The following is a 21,220-nucleotide window of genomic DNA, read 5'->3' on the forward strand; positions in this document are numbered from 1 at the left end:
ATGTGGAGAATCTAAAGTTTGTATATGTTACATATATAGAGACCTCATCTGAAAAATTGTGGGATGCCCTAACAAACGGAGATTTAACAGAGCAATACTTTTTCGGCAGCCGAGTGGATTCGGAATGGAAAGAAGGTTCACAGATTACATATTCACGCGGCAGTAAGGTGACTGATTGGGGAGAAATCTTAACATATGAGCCACAAAAGAAACTCTCCTTTACATGGTTCAACAAGTGGGATGATGAAGTTCGGAAAAAGCCTACTATTGCGACATTTCTGCTTAAGGAGTTGAACGGTACAGTGAGGTTGACATTGCGTCACGAGAATTTGAAGGATGCAGATCTCGTAGAGGATGAAGATACGTTCGTAGGATTTAACAATGGCTGGCCAGCGATCTTGAGCAATTTGAAAACAATGCTGGAAACAGGACGAACGTTGCCACCAGTAATTTCTTGAATACTTTTTATAATAGGGAGAGTGATTCTCCCTTTTTTTTATGTATGTACCATTAACCTTTAAGCGCTGCGATATAACGGTCATCAGAACGTAGCACGAAATTCTTCCACTTTGTTGTGCTCCTTTTAAAATGGTGTAAGCAAAGTCTAGCAAACAAATTATAGGAATTATTGTTAAAGACTTAACAGTTCATAGGTCTCAGTTTTAAAAATTTTGGAGAGGGAATTGTTAAACAAAACATAAAGGAGGTGGCTAGCATGTCTGTTTATGACCAGATCAGCTCTTGTTGCAGCAGGATCGAGAAAGCAGACACAAAGGAAGACGTACTTCGTGAAGTAGATAAGCTGGACAACTACGCCTCTTATCTAAACGCAGAGAAAGCAAAACGACTTCATATTTATTGTGATAACATTCGTAAACTTAATGTTGATGTGAAAACTGAAACCGTCAACCAAGCCGGGTTCATCCGAAATTTATTTGCCTAAACATAAAGATCCCTCATGAGCTCTCATGAGGGGTTTATACGTTAATCGTACCTAGTATCTTGCAGTGCAGCTTGTGTTTCGTGTAGATGTCTCAAGTATTCTTTGGCGTGATGAATGTGTTTCTTTTCTTCTTCAGACATTTCCTCACCTACGTCATGTACTGATTGCTGAGCGGTTTCTAGCCATAATTTTGCGGTTTGAAAACAAGATGGCGTTTGATTTGCTTGTGCTTCTATCATAGCTTCATCCGCACGCTTTACATGGTCAAGAGCTTCTTGAATCTTAGGGCTTAACTGATGATCCATTTGTATGAACTCCCATTCACAATATGATTTTTTAGGTCTGATTAGAATTACTTCCGAATAAGATGAAGACAAGCATAAGGTGTCCATCTTATATGTGGAGGTAATCAATGATATTATTTTTTAAATATGTACTGCTAGGTTTATCTCTTGCTGCACCAATCGGTCCTGTAAATGCTGCACAGATGGACCGCGGTATTAAATACGGATTTTGGCAAGCTTGGATGGTCGGATTAGGTGCAACTCTTGCAGATGCTCTCTATATGCTTATGGTCTACATGGGGCTTGTAAGCTATATTAATACACCATTCATTAAAACTTTCCTCTGGCTATTTGGCAGTTTTGTTCTTCTTTATACGGGAATCGAGACATTAAAAAAAGCTTCTTCTGAAAGAAAGAGCAGTCAACAAGATTACACGGTACATAATAGCAGGAGTTTTATGGCTGGTTTTCTCATGTCTCTTACCAATCCACTTACTATCTTATTTTGGTTAGGAATATATGGTTCTATACTTGCAGAAACTGCAACGAAATATTCATTAGAAAGTCTACTTCTTTATAGTGCAGCTATATTTACAGGCATACTAATGTGGGATTTCGCGATGGCAGTCGTATCAAGTAGTTTTCGAAAGATGCTGGCTGACCGCATTCTAGATGGAATTTCGAAACTATCAGGTTTATCATTAATCGGATTTGGTTTTTACTTTGGTTATAAAGGTATCTCGTTTTTATTATCGTAAAAATTGTTTTTTCTTACGCCAATGAATATTCAATCGCTTAAGATAAACAATAATACCTGTAAAGCAGGAGGGTATTATTGTGAAAAAAAACAATTTTAGTGGACCGGTTCAACCAAATCTTGATAAATCAGAAGCAAAAAACATGGCTTGGTGGCAGCTCTCTCTTGTTGGAGTAGGGTGTACAATAGGAACAGGTTATTTTTTAGGATCCACGATTGGAATCCAGCTTACCGGCCCTTCTATTGTATTTTCCTTTATATTGGCAGCAATAGGAACTTACATCGTGTTTCAGTTATTAGCCAAAATGACAGCAGCAGATCCTCAAAAGGGTTCTTTTTGTTATTATGCCACACATGCCTATGGAAGATGGGCGGGTTTTAGTTGTGGCTGGAATTATTGGGTCTCTAATATATTGATCATGGGAAGCCAGCTCACTGCACTTTCAATCCTCTCTCAATTTTGGTTGCCACATGTTCCGCTTTGGATCTTTGCAGCTTTTTATGCAGTTTTAGCCATTATTGTTGTGTTAGCGGGAACGAAGAAATTTGATCAAGTTGAAAATTTGCTGGCTGTCATAAAAGTAGCAGCAATCGTTATGTTCATTATTTTGGCGATCGCAGGACTAATTGGTTTTGTTGATGGAAAAAACTATGATCTAGTCATACCAAATACGTTCAACGGTTATTTTACAGGAGGACTTAAAGGCTTCTGGTCGTCTCTAATCTATGCGTTTTATGCATTTGGCGGAATAGAAGTAATCGGTATGATGGCGATGCAATTGAAAAAGACAGAAGATGCTTCAAAAGCGGGTTCGATCATGCTATTTATCCTTACAATTATTTATGTCTTATCGATTGGACTTGCTGTGTCTACGGTTGCTTTAGAAACATTTGATCATAAAGAAAGTCCATTTGTTACGGCGATGGAAAGGTATCATCTAGGTTTTTTCCCGCATGTATTTAACGGAGCGATCATTATAGCTGGGTTTTCAGCTATGGCGGCAGCTCTTTTTGGAGTGACTAATCTTTTAAGAACGCTTGCAGAAGACGGAGATGCTCCTAAATTATTTGCGAAAACGATAAAATTTAAAAAACTGCCGCTTCCTGCGATGGGTTTAGGAGCAGGAGGCCTTTTAGCAAGTATCATAACAGCACTTCTCCTCCCAGGACGTATTTATGAGTACATTACAACGGCAGCTGGGATATTACTTCTATTCAACTGGTTGTTTATCATTCTGTCTTCCATGAAGATACTAAAGCAATCTATAGGGGTGAAGCTGATTTCGATCGTTGCAATCGGATTAATCTCTTTAGCCGTAACAGGTACATGGTTTGAAGAAACCATACGACCGGGGCTTTATGTTAGTATTGGAATCTCGGTAATCATAGGAATAATTGCTTTGGTTATCCAAAAGAAACGTAATCAACAAGAAAAAAGTTCGGTTTAATTCTTTTGTGTGAAAAACATTTTATCAAATCATTAAACACATGGAGTGAGGGAGGACAGTGCCCATCTAGATTTGAACTTAGATTCTAGCCTTGATCGGGGAAATATTCTAGATGGCAATGACCACGACCAGTGGGAAGAAGAGGGAAATGATGACGAGGGAATTCTTGATAATATCCTTGGTGTTTTTTATAAGAAACGAGATTAAAGAAAGCCGTTCCCCGTGGGAGCGGCTTTTTCTTACATCATAAGAAAGGTTAACTTGTTTGTAGATGAATTTCAACGTAGTAACAAGTTAAAACGAGAGTATAAATGCAACTAAGGCTGACATGAAAGGCTTGGTTTCAGCCCATTTTTTAAATCAACCAAAACATACGAAGTTTCGGATCTGAGAAAATCCGTATCGTACGCGCTGACGCCGACCGCCAATCCAAATATAGCCGGTTACGCTGTTTTGGCGTATTGCTACAGGAAAGAACCAAAAGTCACGCCCAAACTGACCTGGACGACGTAGACCTAATAGCCCCCAATTTCCTAAACAACTGCATAACCGTGCACGAATTTGTGGGGGCTGGAAGTTTTGAGTAAAAAAAGGCTGTGGGATTTGACTTTGGGCAAATTGTTGGGGTGGTGGTGAAAATGGACCTGCTTCATCTTCTTCCATTTGGCGCTCTACATAATTTGATTCGTCAATGGAGTGTTGATGTTGATGATTATATGGATGATTGTTCATGGGATAATTGTTCATAAAGGCTTTTCCTCCTTCCACAAAACAGTTTGTTCGATATATGAATATGATAGCTGCTTCATATGAGTAGCTTGTTCGTTGTACATAATAGTAAAATTAGTAAGAAATGGGCGAAATGCTGGAGGTATAAACAATCAAATGAAAGCAATGATAATCGATCGCTACGGAGAGGACGTAGCACTTCAAGAAACAAAAATAGATATACCCGAAATAGGGGAGCAAGATCTTTTAATCCGAATACATGCTGCAAGTATAAATCCGATAGATTTTAAAATAAGAGATGGAAAAGTAAAAATGTTGTTATCCTTTCAAATGCCATTAATTCTTGGGAATGATTTTTCAGGTACCGTTGAACAGGTAGGAAGTAAAGTGACTAAGTTTCAACCTGGAGATAAAGTGTTTGGTAGACCAAGAAAGAGCCGCATTGGAACATTCGCCGAATATATTTCAATTCATGAAGAAGATGTGGCAATCGCACCAAGTAACATTTCCTTGATTGAAAGTGCTTCACTGCCGCTAGTTGGCTTGACTACTTGGCAAGCCTTTCATGACGTTCTTCAATTGAAAGAGGGACAAAAAATCTTAATCCATGCTGGTGCGGGCGGAGTTGGTACATTTGCGATTCAGCTTGCAAAAACTATGGGAGCCTATGTAGCCACCACAGCGAGTGATAGAGGATACGATCTTGTTAAGTCATTGGGTGCTGACGAGATTATCAATTACAAAGAACAAGATTTTGAGAAGGTTCTTAAAGGGTATGATGCCGTTTTTGACACGTTAGGTGGAACTTCTTTAGAAAAATCATTTAAAGTGTTGAGACCCGGTGGAAAGATTGTTTCTGTTTCAGCTGTCCCGAATAAGGCATTTGCAGCAGAAAACAATTTGGGGTTCTTCAAAAAGGTGATTTTTTCTATTGTGAGTAGTAAGATAGCAAAGCTTGAAAGAAAACATAACGTTCATTACCATTTCCTATTCATGAAACCGAGTGGGGAACAGTTAAGCAAGATTGCTGATTTAGTAGAAAAAGAAGTGATCGTACCTGTGATCGATAAAGTCTTTCCATTTAAAGATGCACAAAAAGCAATTGAGTATGTAGAAACGGGAAGAGCAAAAGGAAAAGTAATCATTAAAGTGGAATCACCTCTAATTGCGAAAGATTGAAGGAACTCTAACTAAATTTGTGGAAGTTTAATTAACAACAGAAAAAAAACAAAAAGTAGGATGAGTTCAGATGATTAGATATCCAGTATTAAACGATAATGCATCGATCGGAGTAACTGCTCCTTCCTCAGGTGTACAATCAACTCTTCATGATATGTTCAAGCAGGCCTGTATTCGGATGGAGAAGAGAGGATATGAGGTAACTTGTGGTGAAACGGTTTGGACACAGAAAAAAGCGAAGTCAGCACCAGCAAAAACACGTGCTGCTGAGTTTAATGAGATGTTAAGAGAACCAAATATAGATTTAATCATCCCTCCTTGGGGTGGTGAGCTATTAATCGAAATTTTAGAATATGTTGATTTCACGAATTTGCCAAAAAAGTGGATTCTAGGTTATTCAGATACGAGTGCTCTGTTGCTTTCCATCACGTTAAAAACAGGGATCGCAACCGCTCATGGAACAAATTTCGTTGATTTAAGAGGTGAGTACTCTGATGAAACAACAGCTATGTGGGAAAAAGTACTTTCAACAGAAGAAGGTAAAACTGTTCTTCAGAAGTCCTCTGAAAAATATCAAAAAGAATGGCAACACCAGGCGCCAACACCATACGTGTTTCATTTGACTGAAGATACAGAATGGAAGACGGTTTCAGGTGAGGATGAAAAGATTTCTGGGCGTCTGCTGGGCGGTTGTATTGATGTGATTCGGCATCTGGTAGGGACACCTTATGGTAACGACGCTGATTTTAATAAACAGAAAATCAACGGTGAACCGATCCTATGGTATTTAGAAAATTGTGAGATGAACACGGCTGATTTAAGAAGATCATTGGTTCAGATGAAGCTAGCCGGCTGGTTTGATAACTGTTCAGGTTTTCTATTCGGCCGAAGCCCTGCTAATGATCCTGTTAATGATTATACTGCTGAAGATGTGTATAGAGAATTGGCAGATGAGTTGCAGATCCCTGTTATATACGATGTGGATTGTGGACATGTACCGCCTCAAATTACATTTGTAAACGGGGCTTTTGCCGAAGTCGAGGTAAAAGGTGGTAGAGGAACGGTTTTACAACATTTTCGTAAATGAACGGCTAACCGATAAGAAATAATTAACGCAACACAATATTACAAATTCTTGAGAAGTTGTCTCTTATTTTAAGGGCAATTTCTTTTTTTTGTTCACTAAACGAACAACGGATAAAATAATAAATTGTAAATATTTTAAAAATATGGTTTAAGTTAATAGTTTAAGTGGTACATAACTTACACAAACACATTACATTTATTGTACGGTGGTTTGTATACCATTTGTGAGGAGAGATGAAATGAAAAAGTTTTTTGGGTCTGCACTTGCCGCGGTTATGATGTTTGCTATGATGGCAACGGGGGTTTTTGCTGAGTCTAATGATGCAATGGTTCGTATTGTACATGCTTCACCAGATGCCCCTGCAGTTGATGTGTATGTCGATGGAAAACCAGTAGTCGAGGGTGCGGAGTTTAAGGCGGCAACAGATTACATGCCATTGCCAGCTGGAGAGCATAAAGTAGAAATCTTTGCAGCGGGTACTAAAGATAATGCTGTAATCTCACAAAATTTGTCCGTTGAAGCAGGTAAAGCTTATACAGTAGCTGCAGCAAACATGCTAGAAATGATTGAGCTGGCAGTTGCAGAAGATTCCATGGAAGCAACTGAAGGAAAAGCAAAAGTACGCATCGGCCATCTTTCTCCTGATGCACCGACAGTGGATGTAGGTTTAATCGGAGGGGACGCTTTGTTTAGTGGAGCTACTTTCAAAGCATTTACAGATTATAAAGAGTTAGATCCAAATACTTATGATTTAGAGATTCGAACTCCAGATGGTAAGCAAGTGCTTGACCTCTCTGGAACAAAGCTTGAAGCAAATATGGTTTACAGCGTTTATGCAATCAATACAGCAGATAAACTTGAAGTACTCGTTCTTCAAGACTCAATGGTAATGCCGTCAGAAATGCCAAAAACAGGAATGGGTGGAGCATCTGATGATTCAACGGCAAGCTATACAGCAGAAATTATCGCTGTAGCTGGATTGGGTGCGCTTGCGTTTGTCCTTTATCGAAAACGTACTGTTCAATAAAAATGAGAAATCAAATTATTTTAATACCAATTTTATTCCTGCTGAGCAGTTGCTCAGCAGGGAATAACTATGAAAGTGATAAAAAACAAGAGTATAGTGAGAACAAGATTCTAGTTTCATCAAAAGAAGAAACAGATACAAAATCAGCTCAACAAACCGATTCTATGATGAAAATGAATAACGATGATGCAAAAAAAGATGAGTCAAATGAGACTGAATCCATTGGTATTCTTCCAACAAAAATCGAGATTCCAGCTTTAAAAGTGAGCGCTTCTGTAAATGGACAAGGACTAAACAAAGACGGACAGATGGAAGTGCCAAATAACGGAGAAGATGTTGGTTGGTATGAGCTGGGTACTAAGCCCGGGGCAAATGGGAATGCAGTTATAGCTGGTCACGTTGATGATTATAAAGGCCCTGCTGTATTTTTCTATTTAAAGAACTTGAAAGCAGGTGATCTCATTCATGTTTATGGGAAAGGAAATGAAAAAGTTTCTTTTCAAGTGGAAAAGGTCGTTGCCTATAAAAAAGACGAAGCACCTTTACGTGTGATATTTGGACCTGGTCAGCAGCCTAGGTTAAACCTCATAACATGTACAGGTGTATATAATAGGAAAAACAATGAACATGAGAAACGGTTGGTCGTTTATGCAAAACGGATCAAACTATAAAAAGAGCAGAGACCATCTACTGAAGATGATTCTGCTCTTTATTTTAACTATAACATCTGTTTAACTACCATTTCTTAATCAATCTCCATTTAGCATGCCGAACACGCCTTTAGCAATGCTGCCTTCATCACTTGATCCACCTCTATGCGGAGCTGCAGCAAACACACGACTTGCCAAGCGGCTGAACGGAAGAGACTGGATCCAAACGGTTCCCGGTCCTCTTAATGTGGCAAAGAACAAGCCCTCACCGCCAAATAGTGCTGTTTTCACGCCTTTAACCATTTCAATATTATAATCAACTCCGCTTGTCATAGCAACCAAGCATCCCGTATCTACACGCAGTACTTCGCCAGGTGCCAATTCTCTTTTGTGAATGGTTCCACCAGCATGAACGAATGCCATCCCATCGCCTTCAAGCTTCTGCATAATAAAACCTTCACCACCGAAGAAGCCTGCTCCAATCTTACGTTGAAATTCTATGCCGACTGCTACACCTTTCGCAGCGGCTAGAAACGCATCTTTTTGGCAGATCACTTTACCGCCAAGTTCACTTAAATCCATCGGAATGATTTTTCCAGGATAAGGAGAAGCAAATGAAACATGTTTCTTTTCACGTTCTTCATTCGTAAATGTTGTCATGAATAGACTCTCACCTGTCAGTACGCGTTTGCCGGCATTGAATAGTTTGCCCATTAAACCAGTGCCGCCTGATGAACCTGACCCGTCTCCAAAGATCGTCTCCATCTCTATGCCGTCTTCCATCATCATTAGTGCACCAGCTTCAGCGATTACCGTTTCTTTTGGATCTAACTCTACTTCAACGAACTGCATATCATCGCCATAAATTTTATAATCAATCTCGTGGTTATTCATGTTCTATTCCCCCAATAATGTTTAATCTGTGTTTCATGCTGAGACCCATTCAAACCTCTTTATCCGTTTCTGAGGTGAAATAAGATTTGTGCTTAGTTAAAATCAACCATACAGCCATTAAAAATATTGAATATCCTATTAGCACAACAATCTTCTTCGTCTATTGACTCATTAACGAACTTTACTCGATAGAATGCATTAGATATTACGCACCTGCAGCCTTTTGGTTTCAAAAGTGAAAATATTTTTAAAGAATTTATCATCAGATACTCTGTGCCGATGATTTAACAATTAAGATGGTGGAAATCTCCTGCAATCAAACTCGTAATTCTTTGGTCAAACCTGTTAGAAAATATATCAAGGGATTCATAAATATATAAAAACGTAGGTGAGATAATCTAACAGCTTTGTTGAATGAAAGGTTCATTAAGATATAGTAAAAGCAGGGGGTAGGGAGAAGGAGTGGCTTCTATATGTCTTTTGAAAATACACCATATAAAGATAAGAAGGTTATTTCAATAGGTATTGTAAGTGAGTTAACGGGATTAACATTCAGGCAGATTCGTTATTACGAAGAAAGAAAGTTGATCTTCCCGGAACGTACTGAAAAAGGGACACGGAAATATTCATTTTCTGATATTGAAAAGCTCGTTGAGATTGCAAACAAACGAGAAGACGGAGTACAAACACATGAAATTAGAACAGAGATGAAAAAGGAGAAAGAAAAACCTGCAGAGAAGAGTGTGCTAAAAGAAATGCTCCGTGGACAATTCAATGCTCACTTTAAGAACAACCATGATCAAACATCATAAAAAGGCAGTCCCATGACTACCTCTTTTTGTTTCCTACTAGTTTCATTGTTATTATTCTTTCTAACGTCTTCCATGGAACGATTGCTTTTAGCCATATCGTTAATCTCACACCTCTACCAATCGGATACCGCAGTTTAGGTGTTTTTGTGGCGGTAGCTAGTTTAGTTACTAGCTGTGCGACATCAACGGGATCTCCATGATTTCCTTTGCTGCTCTCCATGTTTTTCATCAATGCCTCCATATAAAAATAATAAGGAGACTTAGAACTAATGGTCATGTTGTCAACCGAAGACCAGATGTTTGTTTGATAAGATCCAGGTTCAATAAGAACAACATCTATACCGAACGGACGAAGCTCTAAACGCAAACTTTCGCTGTATCCTTCCAACGCATGCTTAGATGCCGTATAAGGTGATAGACCAGGAAAGCCGAACTTTCCAGATATGCTGCTCATATTAATGATGCGTCCACGCTTGTTTTTACGCATGAAGGGAAGAACGGTTTGCGTAATCGCGATAACACCAAACACATTTGTTTCAAACTGAAGACGATATTCATCGATTGGAAGTTCTTCCGAAAAACCGCCAAGTGCAAATCCTGCATTATTGACTAAAACATCAATGCTAGGAAACTCTTTGATGAAGTCTTTAAAAGTAAGAATAGATTCTGTTGATGTCACGTCCAGAGCATAAAGATGAATTTGGTCACTTACCTTGTTTTCGTCTGCCAACTTTAATAGAGATTCTGCACGACCGATATTTCGCATCGTACTTATTACGTAGAAACCGGCCTTCGCAAGTTCAATTGCACAATGCATACCAAACCCGCTAGATGTGCCAGTCACAATGGCTGTTTTTCTGTTCATTTCATTCTCCTCATAAAAAAGTTCGTTAAGTTATGTACTAAACGTAAACGAACTTTTCCGAGCATTCAACTATTTATAAGGATTGTGGGGCTTCTTATCTCGATAGTTATAAATAACATAAACAAAGCTTGAGTATGATCCGACTGCAGCAACTCCATAGACGATTCCCATTACGATACCAGTCCAAAGACTATGCGGATGTGCAATTAAAACAGATATGATTAAGCCCAGCAAACAGGCGATCGTTGGTATCCAAGCAGAGATGTAAGGAAAGAAGATCTTGAGGATTTCAATCATGATGATGATGGCGGGTATAGCAATCAATGCATCCCAAAAGTTAGTAAGAATGAACGGGAACTCCAAATAGATGCCTCCTTACCCTTTTTTGCCCTTTATATACTCTATACAGAATACAGCTAATCTTTCCTTCTATTTGTCCACATTGTGCAAAAATTTATTTGGTTTTCTCTTTTGTTCATAGATTTGATTCTTACCTGTACACAATGAAAGGATTTCGTCACTTTTTTAAATATTACAATATGTAATTTCTCATACACTCTGCCGAAAATTGTTAAACCGCTGTAATCCCCTTACAATGTCTTTGTCATCTCAGCCTGTTAGTATGGGACAGGTCAGATTAAATAAGAAAAGGGGATGTTACTTTGAAAAAAGCAGCAGCAGGATTAGCAATAGCAGGTGTCGTGGCGTTTAATCCGATTGTGGGTGAAGCAGCTCTAGGTGATCAAACGCTGAAACCTGGGACGCAGCATTCAGATGTACAAGACCTCCAACAAACATTAGACAAAAAAGGATATTTTTCATATAGCAAAACAACCGATTATTATGGTAATTATACAACAGATGCCGTAAAGAAATTCCAAGCTGAAAAAGGAATCACAGTGGATGGTATCGCTGGTGATGAAACATTTAAATCGCTAGGAATTGATGCTACAGAAAGTAATTCTTCAATCGTCGAAGTGGCTAAAAAATACGAAGGAACACCTTATCAGTGGGGTGGAGAATCACCGGACGGTTTTGATTGCAGTGGATACTTACAATATATCTTTGATGAAGCAGAGAATGTTGAGTTGCCTCGTACAGTCGATGACATTTATGCAAAAGGGACAAAAGTTGATTCACCAGCAGTGGGCGATATCGTATTCTTTAATCTAGAGGGAGACGGTCCGAGCCATGCTGGAGTGTATATCGGAAACGACCAATTTGTACATGCTTCATCTTCAAAAGGGGTAACAACAGCGGAGCTTAACGGCTCTTACTGGTCAGAAAACTATATTGGAGCAAAAAGCTACGAATAAAACGACACAACAAAAACACCTCAATCTTTTGAGGTGTTTTTTGTTGTGTTCTATTTCCTTCTGTTTACTCGTCTTCATCAACCTCACCAGAACGATTTGTTTGTTGAGGAAGTGTATCCCAGAAACTTGCATCAGTTGTGTTGATTGAACCATCTGAAATGGTACGAACAGCAGCATCTAATGTTACGACTGTCTGTTTGATCAAATAACCATTGCTCTTTTGTCCAAGAGCATAATCTTCTCTATAATGGTCAGACATTCCACGCATTTCAAAAAGAAGAGTAGAAATATCATAACGAACAGCAGCACCGTTACGTCCGATGTTTTCCCCAGAACCACCATCGTACTTTCCGATATGTCCCCATCCAGTATGATGAATGGCGTTAAATACAACAGCCCCTAATCGTTTAGATTTTTCAACGACTTCTGGCTTCACCTTTGCATTAGTAGGATAAAGCATAGATCCCGAAACAAGTTGGCCATCCGTTTCGCTTAGCGTTCCTTGGTGATGTAAATCTATCATGTAATCAATGTTATATTTAGCAAACACATTTTCATGCAGTACACGAGCTTCAGGCTCCATTTCATTTGTTGGCTTATCATGTTCACGGTTCAAGTCAACTTCATTTGCATTATAACGGGTAAGGTGGCGGTCACCATCAGCTAAGTAATCTTCAAGCGAGAAGTTTACATCGCCCATTGCACCATCAGCATTAAGCATCGGTATGACTAAAACATTTACATTGTTCAACAAACCTTTTGTTTTATTAGTACCGAGATGTTTCATGAACTCTAACGCACCTTCTGTTGTAAGTTGCTCGTTACCATGCTGTTGAGTTAAAAAAAGAATGGTGGGATTATTTGGATTGGATATGTACTTTGCCATGAAGATATCTCGACCTTTTACAGTTTGACCGATCACTTCAAGTTTCATTGCATCTTGTTTAGCATCAAGTGTTTTTAGCGTATCAACAAGTTCTTCGTAAGTATGTAGAATAGACGTTTGTATAGAACCATTTCCTGTACCTGGGCCGTTTCCAACAGCTTGTGCAGGTGAAGCGACAGCATTTAGAGCACTAAAAGCCATTAAGCCAGTCAACGTAACTGAAAGAACTTTTCTTTTTACTTTCAAAGTAATACCTCCATAGTTCGAATTTTTAAAAAGTTTTATACATTTAAGTTTACAGTATGCTGAATTCAAATTTAATAGAGGGTACTACCTATCTTAAAGAATAAGGATGAGAATATAGTTGTGGAAATTTAGAGGCAAACAAGGTAATAAGTAGGATGTAGTAAATGATTATAAAAAAAGGAGAGATCTATTATCTCCCCGTAACTTGTTCTTTCATATGTCTCTGGATGGGTTTAACTTTTTGTTTTTCTTGACTTCTTCCTCCAAATTTAAACACGATAACGCCACCGATAATGACGAGGACTCCTAAAAGCTGCTGAGAGGTAAACGGAATTTTCTCTAGACCGAACAACCCGAGTGAATCCCACATGAGAGCAGAGCCGAGCTGTGACGTCAGAACGATAGAGATAGCGAATGTTGGACCGAGCAGTTTTGTACCTTGAACTAAACAAACAACAACACCGACCCCGATCAATCCGCTGAACCAAAACCAAGTTTCCATATTTTTGAGAACAAATAATTCTTTTCCTTCAAAAACAACACCTAGTGCCATTGAGGCTAGAAAGCCCAAACCTAGCACAAGGGCTGTAGTCGACCATGTTCCGGCATGGTCATTGACTCGTGTGTTAAAAATATTTTGCAGACCGACAAGTACGCCTGCCAAAATTGCAAAGAGTATACCGATAAGCATTTTGAACGCTCCTTTTATTTTTCGTAAATATTTCGATGGTTGGCTAGTTCACTTAAGCCTTCACGATTCTTCACTTCGATAAAACCTTTATGTCGTTCAACGAGCCCTTCTTTAGAAAGGTGTTGGATGACACGGTTCAGATGACGATAGCTTGTTCCGATTAAGTTTGCAGCATCTATAAGATGACTCGTGCTAAGTTTGCCGCTATATAACGCATCTCGTTCGTCAAAACAAACCGACAAAAGGTAGCTCGCAAAACGCACTTCAACCGGATACAGAAGATTAAAGCTTAAAGAGCTTGATTTAACAAAAAACTTCTTGGTGATTACGTTCAGCAGAAACTTTAAGAGCGGCGTATGATCGCTTGCGTATTTATTCAACCACCGGTGATGAATCGCAATCATGTGAACTTCAGAGACGGCTTCAACTGTATTGATAAAGTCAGTTCCTTGGACGTATTCAATATCCCCAACAACATCAAGAGGTGTTTTAAATGAAAGAATGAGCGTCTTACCTTCAGGTGAAGTGTTGAAAATCTTCAGTTTTCCTTTTACTAACAAATATAAATGGTTATAAGGATCACCTTGTGTACAGATCAATTCACCATGATTATAGCTGTATAGAGTTAGATAGGGTAGAAGATCCTCGTTTAAAATAGGTTTGATTTCGAAAGTCTTCAAATAGTACTGAAGCAGCTCAGGGTCGTGAATTTCTCGCATTTTACAATCACCTCACTTCATTCTTCTTAAAATTTTAAAATGACAACTCCTGCAATCATCATGGCAATTCCAATAAATTGCGGAACTTTCATTTCTTTTTTTAATACACCAAACCAGCCTTTGCCATCGATCACAAATGTAATCGCTAGCTGCGAGATTAAGATTACGGCGATCGTCAACGTCACGCCTATAGAGTGAATGCCGTAAATATTTCCATAGATGACGACTGCAGCAAATGATCCGCCAGTTAAATAGATGGGTCGTACTTTCTTAAATTCTTTCCATTTTTGATCTTTTACGATCAAAACAATTAGAACGGCTGCGACAAAACCAGTCAATTGAGTAATCGTTGCTGCCTGCCATGAGCCAATATCCTGGCTGATCCGTGCGTTCGCTACACCTTGCAGAGTAATAAAGGCGCCGGCTAAAAAAGCAAACACTATTCCTTTCATGTCATCACTTCCCAATTAAAAATTCTATAACTATTAAAGAATAGAAGTGGATCCATTGGGAAGGACATATGTCCTAAAACTTTAAAATGTATGTTACACACATGATAATTACATGATGAAATGTTCCTTTTCCTTTCCACTTTTACATATTTCGTATAAAATAAAAAGCTGCACGACAATCTCTATGAAAGAGGTAAGAATATGAAACGTCTAAAGAATCTATCCAATAAAAATAATAAAAACAATGAACAATCAGCAGAATTTAAGAATCGTGAAAGCTGGTTAAAGATTATTATCATCGGTGCTTTCGCTCTATTGATCTTTTATAAGATAGCAACAGCACCATTCGTATTCCGCTTTTCAGACTTTATTTCGGTATTTAGTTCGTTGTTCGCTATAACCATCTCACTCATTTATTTTAACAAGGTCAGCAAATTAGAGAAGATGATTGAGTCTTTTACCTCCAAAGAGAGAGCTGCTCAGTCGTTTGAGACAACCCCAGCAGTTGCTGTTGTCGCGGAAGAGCCTGAACAAGAGCAACTAGAGCTCTTTGAGGAAAAGGAAGAACAGCACAAAGTACCTGTTTCTGAAGTAGAAGAAGTAGACGCAACAGAAGAAGATGAAAAAGAACAAGAAGTAAAAGAAGAAGTAATAGATGAAGAAGAAATTTGGGAAACGCAGCGTATAAAAGAAGAAGAGCTAGCCAAGATCGAGATGGATAAAACTCAGATCTATAACGAACTGTTCTCGCGAGCACAGTTAAGCAAGGAAGAAATGACATACTTTAACGAGAAAATCAGAGAAAAAGAAACAGAAAGCTTTAACACAAAACAAGAATTGAATCAGTTTAAAGATCGCATTCAAAATGTGTTCAAGAAAACACCTCAATTTTTCCAAAAAAGAGATTCTCGAATTGAAGGAATCGTTCGTATGATGAACCCGGTCACACTTAAAAACGCAACTCTTGAAGACTTGAATCAACGTATGGATCAAGTGATTGACGTTATTCCGGAAGAAACACTTAATTCCTTAATAAGAGATGGGTTATTAGATGACACCTATCACCTGACACGCTCAGGCTATCGAGAATTCATTCATGTAAGTAAAACATTTCAATAATTAATGATAGAAAAAAGGTGTGCCTTTGGATGAGGGCACACCTTTTTGTATACATGTATAGCTGAGACGAACAAAATGTAAAAATTGTCCGTTCTAATGGATAACTAGGATGATTTAAACGATTGACGACAAAATTTTATCTGCACCACATCAACCATATTTCAAACAAATTTATTTCGCGAAAAGGTGGTTACCGATTTTCGTAACGGAAGATCGTGAGAAAATCCACGTGTCTGTTGCAAGTTCAGGGTTGTAATAATAAACAGATCCGTAAGTGGGGTCCCAACCTTTCATCGCGTCAAGCACTGCACGATAGGCATTGTTGGAAGGCTGTAAATGATATTGCCCATCATGAACGGCAGTAAATGCGTTCGTCTGATGAATGACATCACTCACATTTTTGGGGAATGCAGGGTCTTCTAGACGGTTTAATATAACAGCTGCCACAGAAACTTTGCCTATGTAGGATTCACCGCGTGCCTCACCATGAACAACACGAGCCATCTGTTCTACATCGTGTAACATTAAAAAGGTAGCGGGACCAGCAACACCATCTGATGAAAGATTTGTCTCATACTGAAAGCTAGCAACAGCTCTTTCTGTAATAGGGCCATAATATCCAGTAACAGGTCCATAGAATAATCCAAGTGCTTTTAGTTTTTCTTGTAGGATGGCGACCTCATTGCCCTGACTTCCTTCAGTTAATAGTCCATGCGCTTGAACTTTAGTCGGAACGAATAGAAACGTCACTGCCACAAAAAAGAGTACTAACTTGCTTAGTAGGTTTATCATTGTAAAACTCCCTTTCCTTCGTGATTTCTATATATTATCAATAAAGGATGATTTAGACATGAAGCGCATTCTCTATTTTTAGCAGTTGTGCATCCACCTCAAAAGTAGGGGGTTATGACAATTCATGTTACAAAACTACTAACTCGGTATTAATACGTTTTATTGTAGTAGTATGGGGTATACAAATGGATTGGATAAGAAACCATCCTTACATACATAAAAATAAAACCATTTAACACAGTGTTAAAAGGATAGCATCAATCATTCACATAGAGTTGAAACAGGAAAAAACCCTGGATACTTATTGCGAAGTTCTTTGTATTCATTTGGATATTGCTTACTTAAAAAATGGATATAACATAGAATCCTATGATTTTGGATATATCGCCTATTTTTAAAATTCAGTTGATATTCCTGTCCAACTGGGAGATTTAGAAGAGGCTTGTTCTTAAAAAAAAGTGGAGTCATACAATTTGAGATGGCATCGTGTACATTTACAACACGAATGCTGTTTTTTACTTCTTCATAAAACTTTTTAGTAAAACCTTCATCAGCGATTGGTAGACTCGCAAAACTATAGAGAATAGGATTTTTGAAATTTGTGTTCACAGCTGCATCTAACGTAAACAAAGCAGCTAGACTGCCGCCAAGGCTATGACCTGTAACAAGTAGTTTTTTATCGTCTGAATAGAGATGGTTGATATCTGCCAGAAGGGCATTTCGAAATGTGCTGTAAATTTTAGTGATTCCACGGTGTGTTAAACCGCTATTCGATACATAGGTATAAGGAATCTGAGAAATATCTAGATATGAACTTACATTATCCATAGTCTTAGTTCCCCGAAAAGCGACCACTAAAGAATCCTCTGACTCAGCAATAAATCCAAATGTTTCACCTGAATCTGTGATGATCTCTTGTTTCATCTCGTAATGCTTTGGTAATTCAATCGTACAAAGTTCGTGAACGATATAGGCTTTGTAAGACATCACTGCCAGGAACAGAGCCATTTTTCCATCGAACTCAAATAACTCTTTTATATTTTTCATACAAATCACATCCTTCACTCATCCGATTTAATAGTATATGAAGGAAGGGGTGGACAAGTATAGACACGTACACTGAGAGAAATAACTATTTTTCTTGAAAGTAGAAGTTGTTGTTTATTGTACAAGGAGATGGATACATACTAATTGGGTGTACTTAATCAATAGAGAGAGGAGTTTGAAAATGACAAAAACTGTGCTTAGTTTCATTTTTGTAATGGGATTTGCTCTCGTTCATTTAAGCTCAAAATACTTGAGTTTTATAAAAGATTCTTCGCGAAATAAGTTTTTATCTTTTGCAGGAGGAGTAGCTGTTTCTTATGTGTTTCTACATTTACTCCCTGATTTGAATCACTATCAACAAAAGGTTGGGAAAACGCTTAATCATGGAATCGGTCACTATTTGGAGGATCATATCTATTTAATAGCGTTGCTTGGTCTTGCACTTTTTTATGGACTAGAGCGATTAGTCAAGAATTCTAAAAAGAAACAAGGCGCACAGTCAAACTCTGAAGAAGTTGCAGTTTCTTCAGGTGTCTTCTGGGTACATATAGCATCATTCTTTCTGTATAATGCGGTAATTGGATACTTGCTCATAAGAGAAGAGTACGAGACGAAATGGGGAATGTTCTTCTTCTTTTTGGCATTGAGCATTCACTTTGTCGCTAATGATCATGGCCTTAGGAAGGATCACAAACAAAAATATGACAAGTATGGACGAGTGCTGCTTACAGTCGCGATTTTAATTGGTTGGGGTATCGGGGCTATCACGGTAGTTCATGAACTAATCGTATCTATACTAGTTGCTCTTCTAGCAGGAGGCATTATTTTAAACGTTCTAAAAGAAGAACTGCCAGAGGATCAGGAAAGCAGTTTTGTATCGTTTATCACAGGGTTAACAGGTTTTTCGGTACTGATGATGTTGGTCTAGAAATTTTAGTCGTTTATTTTTTGAAAGAGCTCGTTTAATTTTGCAAAGATTAGTTTTTCTGTTGATGTTAAAGGTGACAGGGATGTGGAAATGATTTCGTTTTTCTTAATCAACAACCTGTTAATTTCTTGGGATCCGGTCTCGGTTAATGATACATATACTTTTCTTCGATCTGATTCTGTATATTGCCGATTCACCATTTCTTTTTTAGCTAGCCGATCAATAATGATAGATGTTGAAGCTGGGGTAGTATCTATTTTTTCAGCTAGTTGTGTAATTGTTTGCGTATTGTTTTCAAGCAGATAGATCATCGTTTCGATTTGAAGATAATTTAGTTTTTCGTCATGAAGAAATGAGTCTTTAAAGTTTTTCACATATTTGACCAGTTCATCTATCTCATAGTTGTCATTAGTAGTCATTATCATTCTCCTAAGTATTAAAGTAAATGAAAAGACGACACTTCTTATTTAAGTGCCGTCTCATAATAAATGTTTGATCTATCTTTAATTCTTCACATTGTTAACTTATGTGCCTACTGTAACATAGCTGTATGCGTTGTTCAATTTGAAATAAATGGATTTTACCTTTAGGAAGCCTATAACTAGCGAACATTTGAAGATATAAATTCTTTATTTTTATATTTTAAAAGGAGAAATGAGATACCAATACCGATCAAGGTTAATAGGAGAGTCACTCCATAAATAGCATGTATCCCTGAAGCTATAATTTCTTGAAGTTGACCCAATTGGCTAGTAGGTAGTTCACTCCCATGTTCAAAAGAAGCATTCAGATCAAGATCTTGTCCAGCTTTTTCAGCCTTAGAAATCGTGATTAAGTTAAATATTGTACCGAACACAGCAGATCCGAGTGTTTGGCTGAATGTGTTCGTAAACGTATTGGAAGCTACAGCTACCCCTCGTTTATTTGATGGTACAGAAGCCTGAATGATTAGCATGTAAATTGGTGTAATGAGCCCCATTCCAAGACCTAGAACACCTGAGGCGACATAGATTAAGTATGTCGGAGAATGAGCATCTAACAGATAGAAAAGTAATGAAGCAGCACTTACTACGCTAATTCCAAGAGTAATAATCCAATTATCCTTTAACCGTCCTACTAAGTTCCCAGCAACTAGTGATCCTAGTGTCCACATAACTGGAAGTGGCATCAATACAAAACCAGCTTGTGTAGCCGTTTTCCCCATAACTCCTTGGCTCCAGATCGGTAAATAAATCGTGATACAGATAACGACAGCACCTGAAATCAATGTGAGTGAGTTTACGATCAACACACTTTTATTGGTAAAAAGATTAAGAGGAATGAGTGGTTCAGGTGATTTTTTTTCAATATAAGCAAATAGCACATAAAGCAGGATTGCAGTTAGGAATAATCCGATAATGATAGGATTGCTCCAATCTTGAGTTTGGCTTCCTGTTAAAAGTGCATAAAGAAATGCGATCGTACCAAGTGAAAACGTGACAGCACCCCAATAATCAATGTATGGTTTTCCTTTTGTAAGATTTTCTTTGTAATTCGCTGCGAGCATGAAGAAAGCAAGAAGTCCGAACGGAATATTTAAGAAAAAAATATATCGCCAGGACAGCGTGTCAACAAGAAAACCACCAGCTAGAGGTCCTAACACACCAGCAACTCCCCACACTGCTGAAATCCAGCCTTGTGCTTTTGCTCTCTCTTTTGCCTCAGCATACAGATCTCCAATTATCGTCATCGTAATTGGCATAACTGCACCAGCACCTAGACCTTGAATAGCCCGATAAAAGATGAGTTGTTCCATGGACATGGCAATTCCACAAAGAGCAGATCCAATCAAAAAGAGAATAATACCTGCGAGAATAACTTTTTTTCGGCCGAATAAATCAGCAAGCTTTCCGTAGATGGGTGTCGATACAGCTGTGGCCAGCATATAAACCGCATATACCCAACTTACAAGTTCAATGCCGGAAAGATCGCTCGTGATACGCGGAATGGCAGTACTTACAATTGTACCTTCCATCGCAGCCAGAACAGTAACGAGCAATAAAGCAGTCATAATTTGTTTTCTCATATATGTCCTCCTTGGCATTTAAAAGCATGCCAAATCATAAGTAGTTCACTTAGTTAAATGAATAGTAAATAAAAGAGTATAACCAAGAAATTAGTTTATCACGTCATTGTAGGATTTGCTATCTTGAGGTATTGATGGGAGGGGATGGAGTGTGTACGGAGCTTTAATTAGACAGATTATGCACCAGTTTGAACAGACCCTCTTTAGATCGGACAGATAACGCTTTAAATTAGAGAAAATATGACTGAAAGCAGTGAACGGCTGATCGAATTTGTTATACTTTT

General features: G+C 38.3%; 25 protein-coding genes. 12 read left to right on the top strand and 13 right to left on the bottom strand.

Features of this window, described 5'->3' with window-relative positions; translation table 11 throughout:
• Positions 1-2: 2 nt before the first annotated feature.
• Entirely contained in the window at positions 3-458 is a 456-nt protein-coding gene (locus tag I5J82_RS02690) for an SRPBCC family protein (protein WP_144701861.1), read from the top strand.
• A 257-nt stretch (positions 459-715) separates the two neighbouring features.
• Entirely contained in the window at positions 716-943 is a 228-nt protein-coding gene (locus I5J82_RS02695) for a hypothetical protein (RefSeq protein ID WP_198766554.1), read from the top strand.
• 41 nt (positions 944-984) lie between these two features.
• On the opposite strand, the gene I5J82_RS02700 is transcribed toward I5J82_RS02695, so the two are convergent.
• A complete protein-coding gene (locus tag I5J82_RS02700) occupies positions 985-1,248 on the bottom strand; it encodes a hypothetical protein (protein ID WP_198766555.1) in 264 nt (87 codons plus the stop codon).
• A 107-nt stretch (positions 1,249-1,355) separates the two neighbouring features.
• Here I5J82_RS02700 and I5J82_RS02705 point away from each other — a divergent pair, with 107 nt between their 5' ends.
• Positions 1,356-1,985 carry a LysE family translocator gene (locus tag I5J82_RS02705; protein WP_198766556.1) on the top strand — a complete coding sequence of 210 codons (630 nt, stop codon included), beginning with the start codon at positions 1,356-1,358 and terminating at the stop codon, positions 1,983-1,985.
• A 142-nt stretch (positions 1,986-2,127) separates the two neighbouring features.
• Entirely contained in the window at positions 2,128-3,432 is a 1,305-nt protein-coding gene (locus I5J82_RS02710) for an amino acid permease (RefSeq protein ID WP_198768889.1), read from the top strand.
• 360 nt (positions 3,433-3,792) lie between these two features.
• On the opposite strand, the gene I5J82_RS20255 is transcribed toward I5J82_RS02710, so the two are convergent.
• Positions 3,793-4,179: a hypothetical protein gene (locus tag I5J82_RS20255; protein ID WP_233096388.1), complete on the bottom strand. Its 387-nt coding sequence runs from the start codon at positions 4,177-4,179 to the stop codon at positions 3,793-3,795.
• 138 nt (positions 4,180-4,317) lie between these two features.
• Between I5J82_RS20255 and I5J82_RS02720 the strand changes: the two genes are divergently transcribed.
• From I5J82_RS02720 to I5J82_RS02735, 4 genes are all read left to right on the top strand, one after another.
• On the top strand, positions 4,318-5,340 hold the full coding sequence (locus tag I5J82_RS02720; RefSeq protein WP_198766557.1) for an NADP-dependent oxidoreductase: 1,023 nt from the start codon (positions 4,318-4,320) through the stop codon (positions 5,338-5,340).
• 70 nt (positions 5,341-5,410) lie between these two features.
• Positions 5,411-6,427, top strand: coding sequence for a S66 family peptidase (locus tag I5J82_RS02725; protein ID WP_198766558.1), 1,017 nt, complete (start codon positions 5,411-5,413; stop codon positions 6,425-6,427).
• Between the two features lie 238 nt (positions 6,428-6,665).
• Positions 6,666-7,454 (top strand): DUF4397 domain-containing protein, encoded by a 789-nt coding sequence (locus I5J82_RS02730; protein ID WP_144701842.1) that lies wholly within the window; start codon positions 6,666-6,668, stop codon positions 7,452-7,454.
• A gap of 2 nt (positions 7,455-7,456) precedes the next feature.
• Entirely contained in the window at positions 7,457-8,125 is a 669-nt protein-coding gene (locus I5J82_RS02735; protein WP_198766559.1) for a class F sortase, read from the top strand.
• 78 nt (positions 8,126-8,203) lie between these two features.
• Here the strand turns inward: I5J82_RS02735 and I5J82_RS02740 are convergent, their stop codons facing one another.
• Positions 8,204-8,998: a TIGR00266 family protein gene (locus I5J82_RS02740; protein ID WP_144701836.1), complete on the bottom strand. Its 795-nt coding sequence runs from the start codon at positions 8,996-8,998 to the stop codon at positions 8,204-8,206.
• 473 nt (positions 8,999-9,471) lie between these two features.
• Here I5J82_RS02740 and I5J82_RS02745 point away from each other — a divergent pair, with 473 nt between their 5' ends.
• Positions 9,472-9,810 (top strand): MerR family transcriptional regulator, encoded by a 339-nt coding sequence (locus tag I5J82_RS02745; protein ID WP_144701833.1) that lies wholly within the window; start codon positions 9,472-9,474, stop codon positions 9,808-9,810.
• A gap of 16 nt (positions 9,811-9,826) precedes the next feature.
• Here the strand turns inward: I5J82_RS02745 and I5J82_RS02750 are convergent, their stop codons facing one another.
• Together I5J82_RS02750 and I5J82_RS02755 are read right to left on the bottom strand one after the other, a co-directional pair.
• Positions 9,827-10,675: an SDR family oxidoreductase gene (locus tag I5J82_RS02750; RefSeq protein ID WP_198766560.1), complete on the bottom strand. Its 849-nt coding sequence runs from the start codon at positions 10,673-10,675 to the stop codon at positions 9,827-9,829.
• A 69-nt stretch (positions 10,676-10,744) separates the two neighbouring features.
• Positions 10,745-11,038 carry a hypothetical protein gene (locus tag I5J82_RS02755; RefSeq protein ID WP_144701827.1) on the bottom strand — a complete coding sequence of 98 codons (294 nt, stop codon included), beginning with the start codon at positions 11,036-11,038 and terminating at the stop codon, positions 10,745-10,747.
• Positions 11,039-11,337: 299 nt separating this feature from the next.
• On the opposite strand from I5J82_RS02755, the gene I5J82_RS02760 reads away from it, so the two are divergent.
• Positions 11,338-11,991 carry a C40 family peptidase gene (locus tag I5J82_RS02760; RefSeq protein WP_198766561.1) on the top strand — a complete coding sequence of 218 codons (654 nt, stop codon included), beginning with the start codon at positions 11,338-11,340 and terminating at the stop codon, positions 11,989-11,991.
• 64 nt (positions 11,992-12,055) lie between these two features.
• Here the strand turns inward: I5J82_RS02760 and I5J82_RS02765 are convergent, their stop codons facing one another.
• The 4 genes from I5J82_RS02765 to I5J82_RS02780 form a co-directional block, all read right to left on the bottom strand.
• Positions 12,056-13,078 carry a M14 family zinc carboxypeptidase gene (locus tag I5J82_RS02765; protein WP_198768890.1) on the bottom strand — a complete coding sequence of 341 codons (1,023 nt, stop codon included), beginning with the start codon at positions 13,076-13,078 and terminating at the stop codon, positions 12,056-12,058.
• Between the two features lie 235 nt (positions 13,079-13,313).
• On the bottom strand, positions 13,314-13,814 hold the full coding sequence (locus I5J82_RS02770; protein ID WP_198766562.1) for a DMT family transporter: 501 nt from the start codon (positions 13,812-13,814) through the stop codon (positions 13,314-13,316).
• 14 nt (positions 13,815-13,828) lie between these two features.
• Positions 13,829-14,533 carry a Crp/Fnr family transcriptional regulator gene (locus I5J82_RS02775; RefSeq protein ID WP_144701815.1) on the bottom strand — a complete coding sequence of 235 codons (705 nt, stop codon included), beginning with the start codon at positions 14,531-14,533 and terminating at the stop codon, positions 13,829-13,831.
• Positions 14,534-14,559: 26 nt separating this feature from the next.
• Positions 14,560-14,985, bottom strand: coding sequence for a DMT family transporter (locus tag I5J82_RS02780; RefSeq protein WP_144701812.1), 426 nt, complete (start codon positions 14,983-14,985; stop codon positions 14,560-14,562).
• A gap of 201 nt (positions 14,986-15,186) precedes the next feature.
• Between I5J82_RS02780 and I5J82_RS02785 the strand changes: the two genes are divergently transcribed.
• Positions 15,187-16,104, top strand: coding sequence for a hypothetical protein (locus tag I5J82_RS02785; RefSeq protein ID WP_198766563.1), 918 nt, complete (start codon positions 15,187-15,189; stop codon positions 16,102-16,104).
• A gap of 171 nt (positions 16,105-16,275) precedes the next feature.
• Here the strand turns inward: I5J82_RS02785 and I5J82_RS02790 are convergent, their stop codons facing one another.
• Both I5J82_RS02790 and I5J82_RS02795 read right to left on the bottom strand, forming a co-directional pair.
• Complete coding sequence (locus tag I5J82_RS02790; RefSeq protein ID WP_198766564.1) at positions 16,276-16,896, bottom strand: cell wall hydrolase; 621 nt, start codon at positions 16,894-16,896, stop codon at positions 16,276-16,278.
• A gap of 261 nt (positions 16,897-17,157) precedes the next feature.
• Positions 17,158-17,943 carry a lipase family protein gene (locus I5J82_RS02795; RefSeq protein WP_144701803.1) on the bottom strand — a complete coding sequence of 262 codons (786 nt, stop codon included), beginning with the start codon at positions 17,941-17,943 and terminating at the stop codon, positions 17,158-17,160.
• Between the two features lie 181 nt (positions 17,944-18,124).
• Between I5J82_RS02795 and I5J82_RS02800 the strand changes: the two genes are divergently transcribed.
• Positions 18,125-18,871, top strand: coding sequence for a ZIP family metal transporter (locus I5J82_RS02800; RefSeq protein WP_198766565.1), 747 nt, complete (start codon positions 18,125-18,127; stop codon positions 18,869-18,871).
• A 5-nt stretch (positions 18,872-18,876) separates the two neighbouring features.
• On the opposite strand, the gene I5J82_RS02805 is transcribed toward I5J82_RS02800, so the two are convergent.
• A complete protein-coding gene (locus tag I5J82_RS02805) occupies positions 18,877-19,290 on the bottom strand; it encodes a MarR family winged helix-turn-helix transcriptional regulator (protein WP_186320571.1) in 414 nt (137 codons plus the stop codon).
• 182 nt (positions 19,291-19,472) lie between these two features.
• Positions 19,473-20,936, bottom strand: a complete 1,464-nt coding sequence (locus I5J82_RS02810) for an MDR family MFS transporter (RefSeq protein WP_144701794.1) — start codon at positions 20,934-20,936, stop codon at positions 19,473-19,475.
• Between the last annotated feature and the right edge of the window lie 284 nt (positions 20,937-21,220).

Source organism: Fictibacillus halophilus (assembly GCF_016401385.1).
GTDB lineage: Bacteria > Bacillota > Bacilli > Bacillales > Fictibacillaceae > Fictibacillus > Fictibacillus halophilus.

Bases quoted from the DNA above. Each gene is read 5' to 3' on its own strand.
- I5J82_RS20255 (WP_233096388.1), bottom strand. From the start codon at position 4,179: ATGAACAATTATCCCATGAACAATCATCCATATAATCATCAACATCAA.
- I5J82_RS02695 (WP_198766554.1), top strand. From the start codon at position 716: ATGTCTGTTTATGACCAGATCAGCTCTTGTTGCAGCAGGATCGAGAAA.
- I5J82_RS02725 (WP_198766558.1), top strand. From the start codon at position 5,411: ATGATTAGATATCCAGTATTAAACGATAATGCATCGATCGGAGTAACT.
- I5J82_RS02795 (WP_144701803.1), bottom strand. From the start codon at position 17,943: ATGAAAAATATAAAAGAGTTATTTGAGTTCGATGGAAAAATGGCTCTG.
- I5J82_RS02705 (WP_198766556.1), top strand. From the start codon at position 1,356: ATGATATTATTTTTTAAATATGTACTGCTAGGTTTATCTCTTGCTGCA.
- I5J82_RS02700 (WP_198766555.1), bottom strand. From the start codon at position 1,248: ATGGATCATCAGTTAAGCCCTAAGATTCAAGAAGCTCTTGACCATGTA.
- I5J82_RS02740 (WP_144701836.1), bottom strand. From the start codon at position 8,998: ATGAATAACCACGAGATTGATTATAAAATTTATGGCGATGATATGCAG.
- I5J82_RS02765 (WP_198768890.1), bottom strand. From the start codon at position 13,078: ATGGCTTTTAGTGCTCTAAATGCTGTCGCTTCACCTGCACAAGCTGTT.
- I5J82_RS02805 (WP_186320571.1), bottom strand. From the start codon at position 19,290: ATGACTACTAATGACAACTATGAGATAGATGAACTGGTCAAATATGTG.
- I5J82_RS02710 (WP_198768889.1), top strand. From the start codon at position 2,128: ATGGCTTGGTGGCAGCTCTCTCTTGTTGGAGTAGGGTGTACAATAGGA.
- I5J82_RS02750 (WP_198766560.1), bottom strand. From the start codon at position 10,675: ATGAACAGAAAAACAGCCATTGTGACTGGCACATCTAGCGGGTTTGGT.
- I5J82_RS02770 (WP_198766562.1), bottom strand. From the start codon at position 13,814: ATGCTTATCGGTATACTCTTTGCAATTTTGGCAGGCGTACTTGTCGGT.
- I5J82_RS02735 (WP_198766559.1), top strand. From the start codon at position 7,457: ATGAGAAATCAAATTATTTTAATACCAATTTTATTCCTGCTGAGCAGT.
- I5J82_RS02790 (WP_198766564.1), bottom strand. From the start codon at position 16,896: ATGATAAACCTACTAAGCAAGTTAGTACTCTTTTTTGTGGCAGTGACG.
- I5J82_RS02785 (WP_198766563.1), top strand. From the start codon at position 15,187: ATGAAACGTCTAAAGAATCTATCCAATAAAAATAATAAAAACAATGAA.
- I5J82_RS02720 (WP_198766557.1), top strand. From the start codon at position 4,318: ATGAAAGCAATGATAATCGATCGCTACGGAGAGGACGTAGCACTTCAA.
- I5J82_RS02800 (WP_198766565.1), top strand. From the start codon at position 18,125: ATGACAAAAACTGTGCTTAGTTTCATTTTTGTAATGGGATTTGCTCTC.
- I5J82_RS02775 (WP_144701815.1), bottom strand. From the start codon at position 14,533: ATGCGAGAAATTCACGACCCTGAGCTGCTTCAGTACTATTTGAAGACT.
- I5J82_RS02730 (WP_144701842.1), top strand. From the start codon at position 6,666: ATGAAAAAGTTTTTTGGGTCTGCACTTGCCGCGGTTATGATGTTTGCT.
- I5J82_RS02810 (WP_144701794.1), bottom strand. From the start codon at position 20,936: ATGAGAAAACAAATTATGACTGCTTTATTGCTCGTTACTGTTCTGGCT.
- I5J82_RS02745 (WP_144701833.1), top strand. From the start codon at position 9,472: ATGTCTTTTGAAAATACACCATATAAAGATAAGAAGGTTATTTCAATA.
- I5J82_RS02780 (WP_144701812.1), bottom strand. From the start codon at position 14,985: ATGAAAGGAATAGTGTTTGCTTTTTTAGCCGGCGCCTTTATTACTCTG.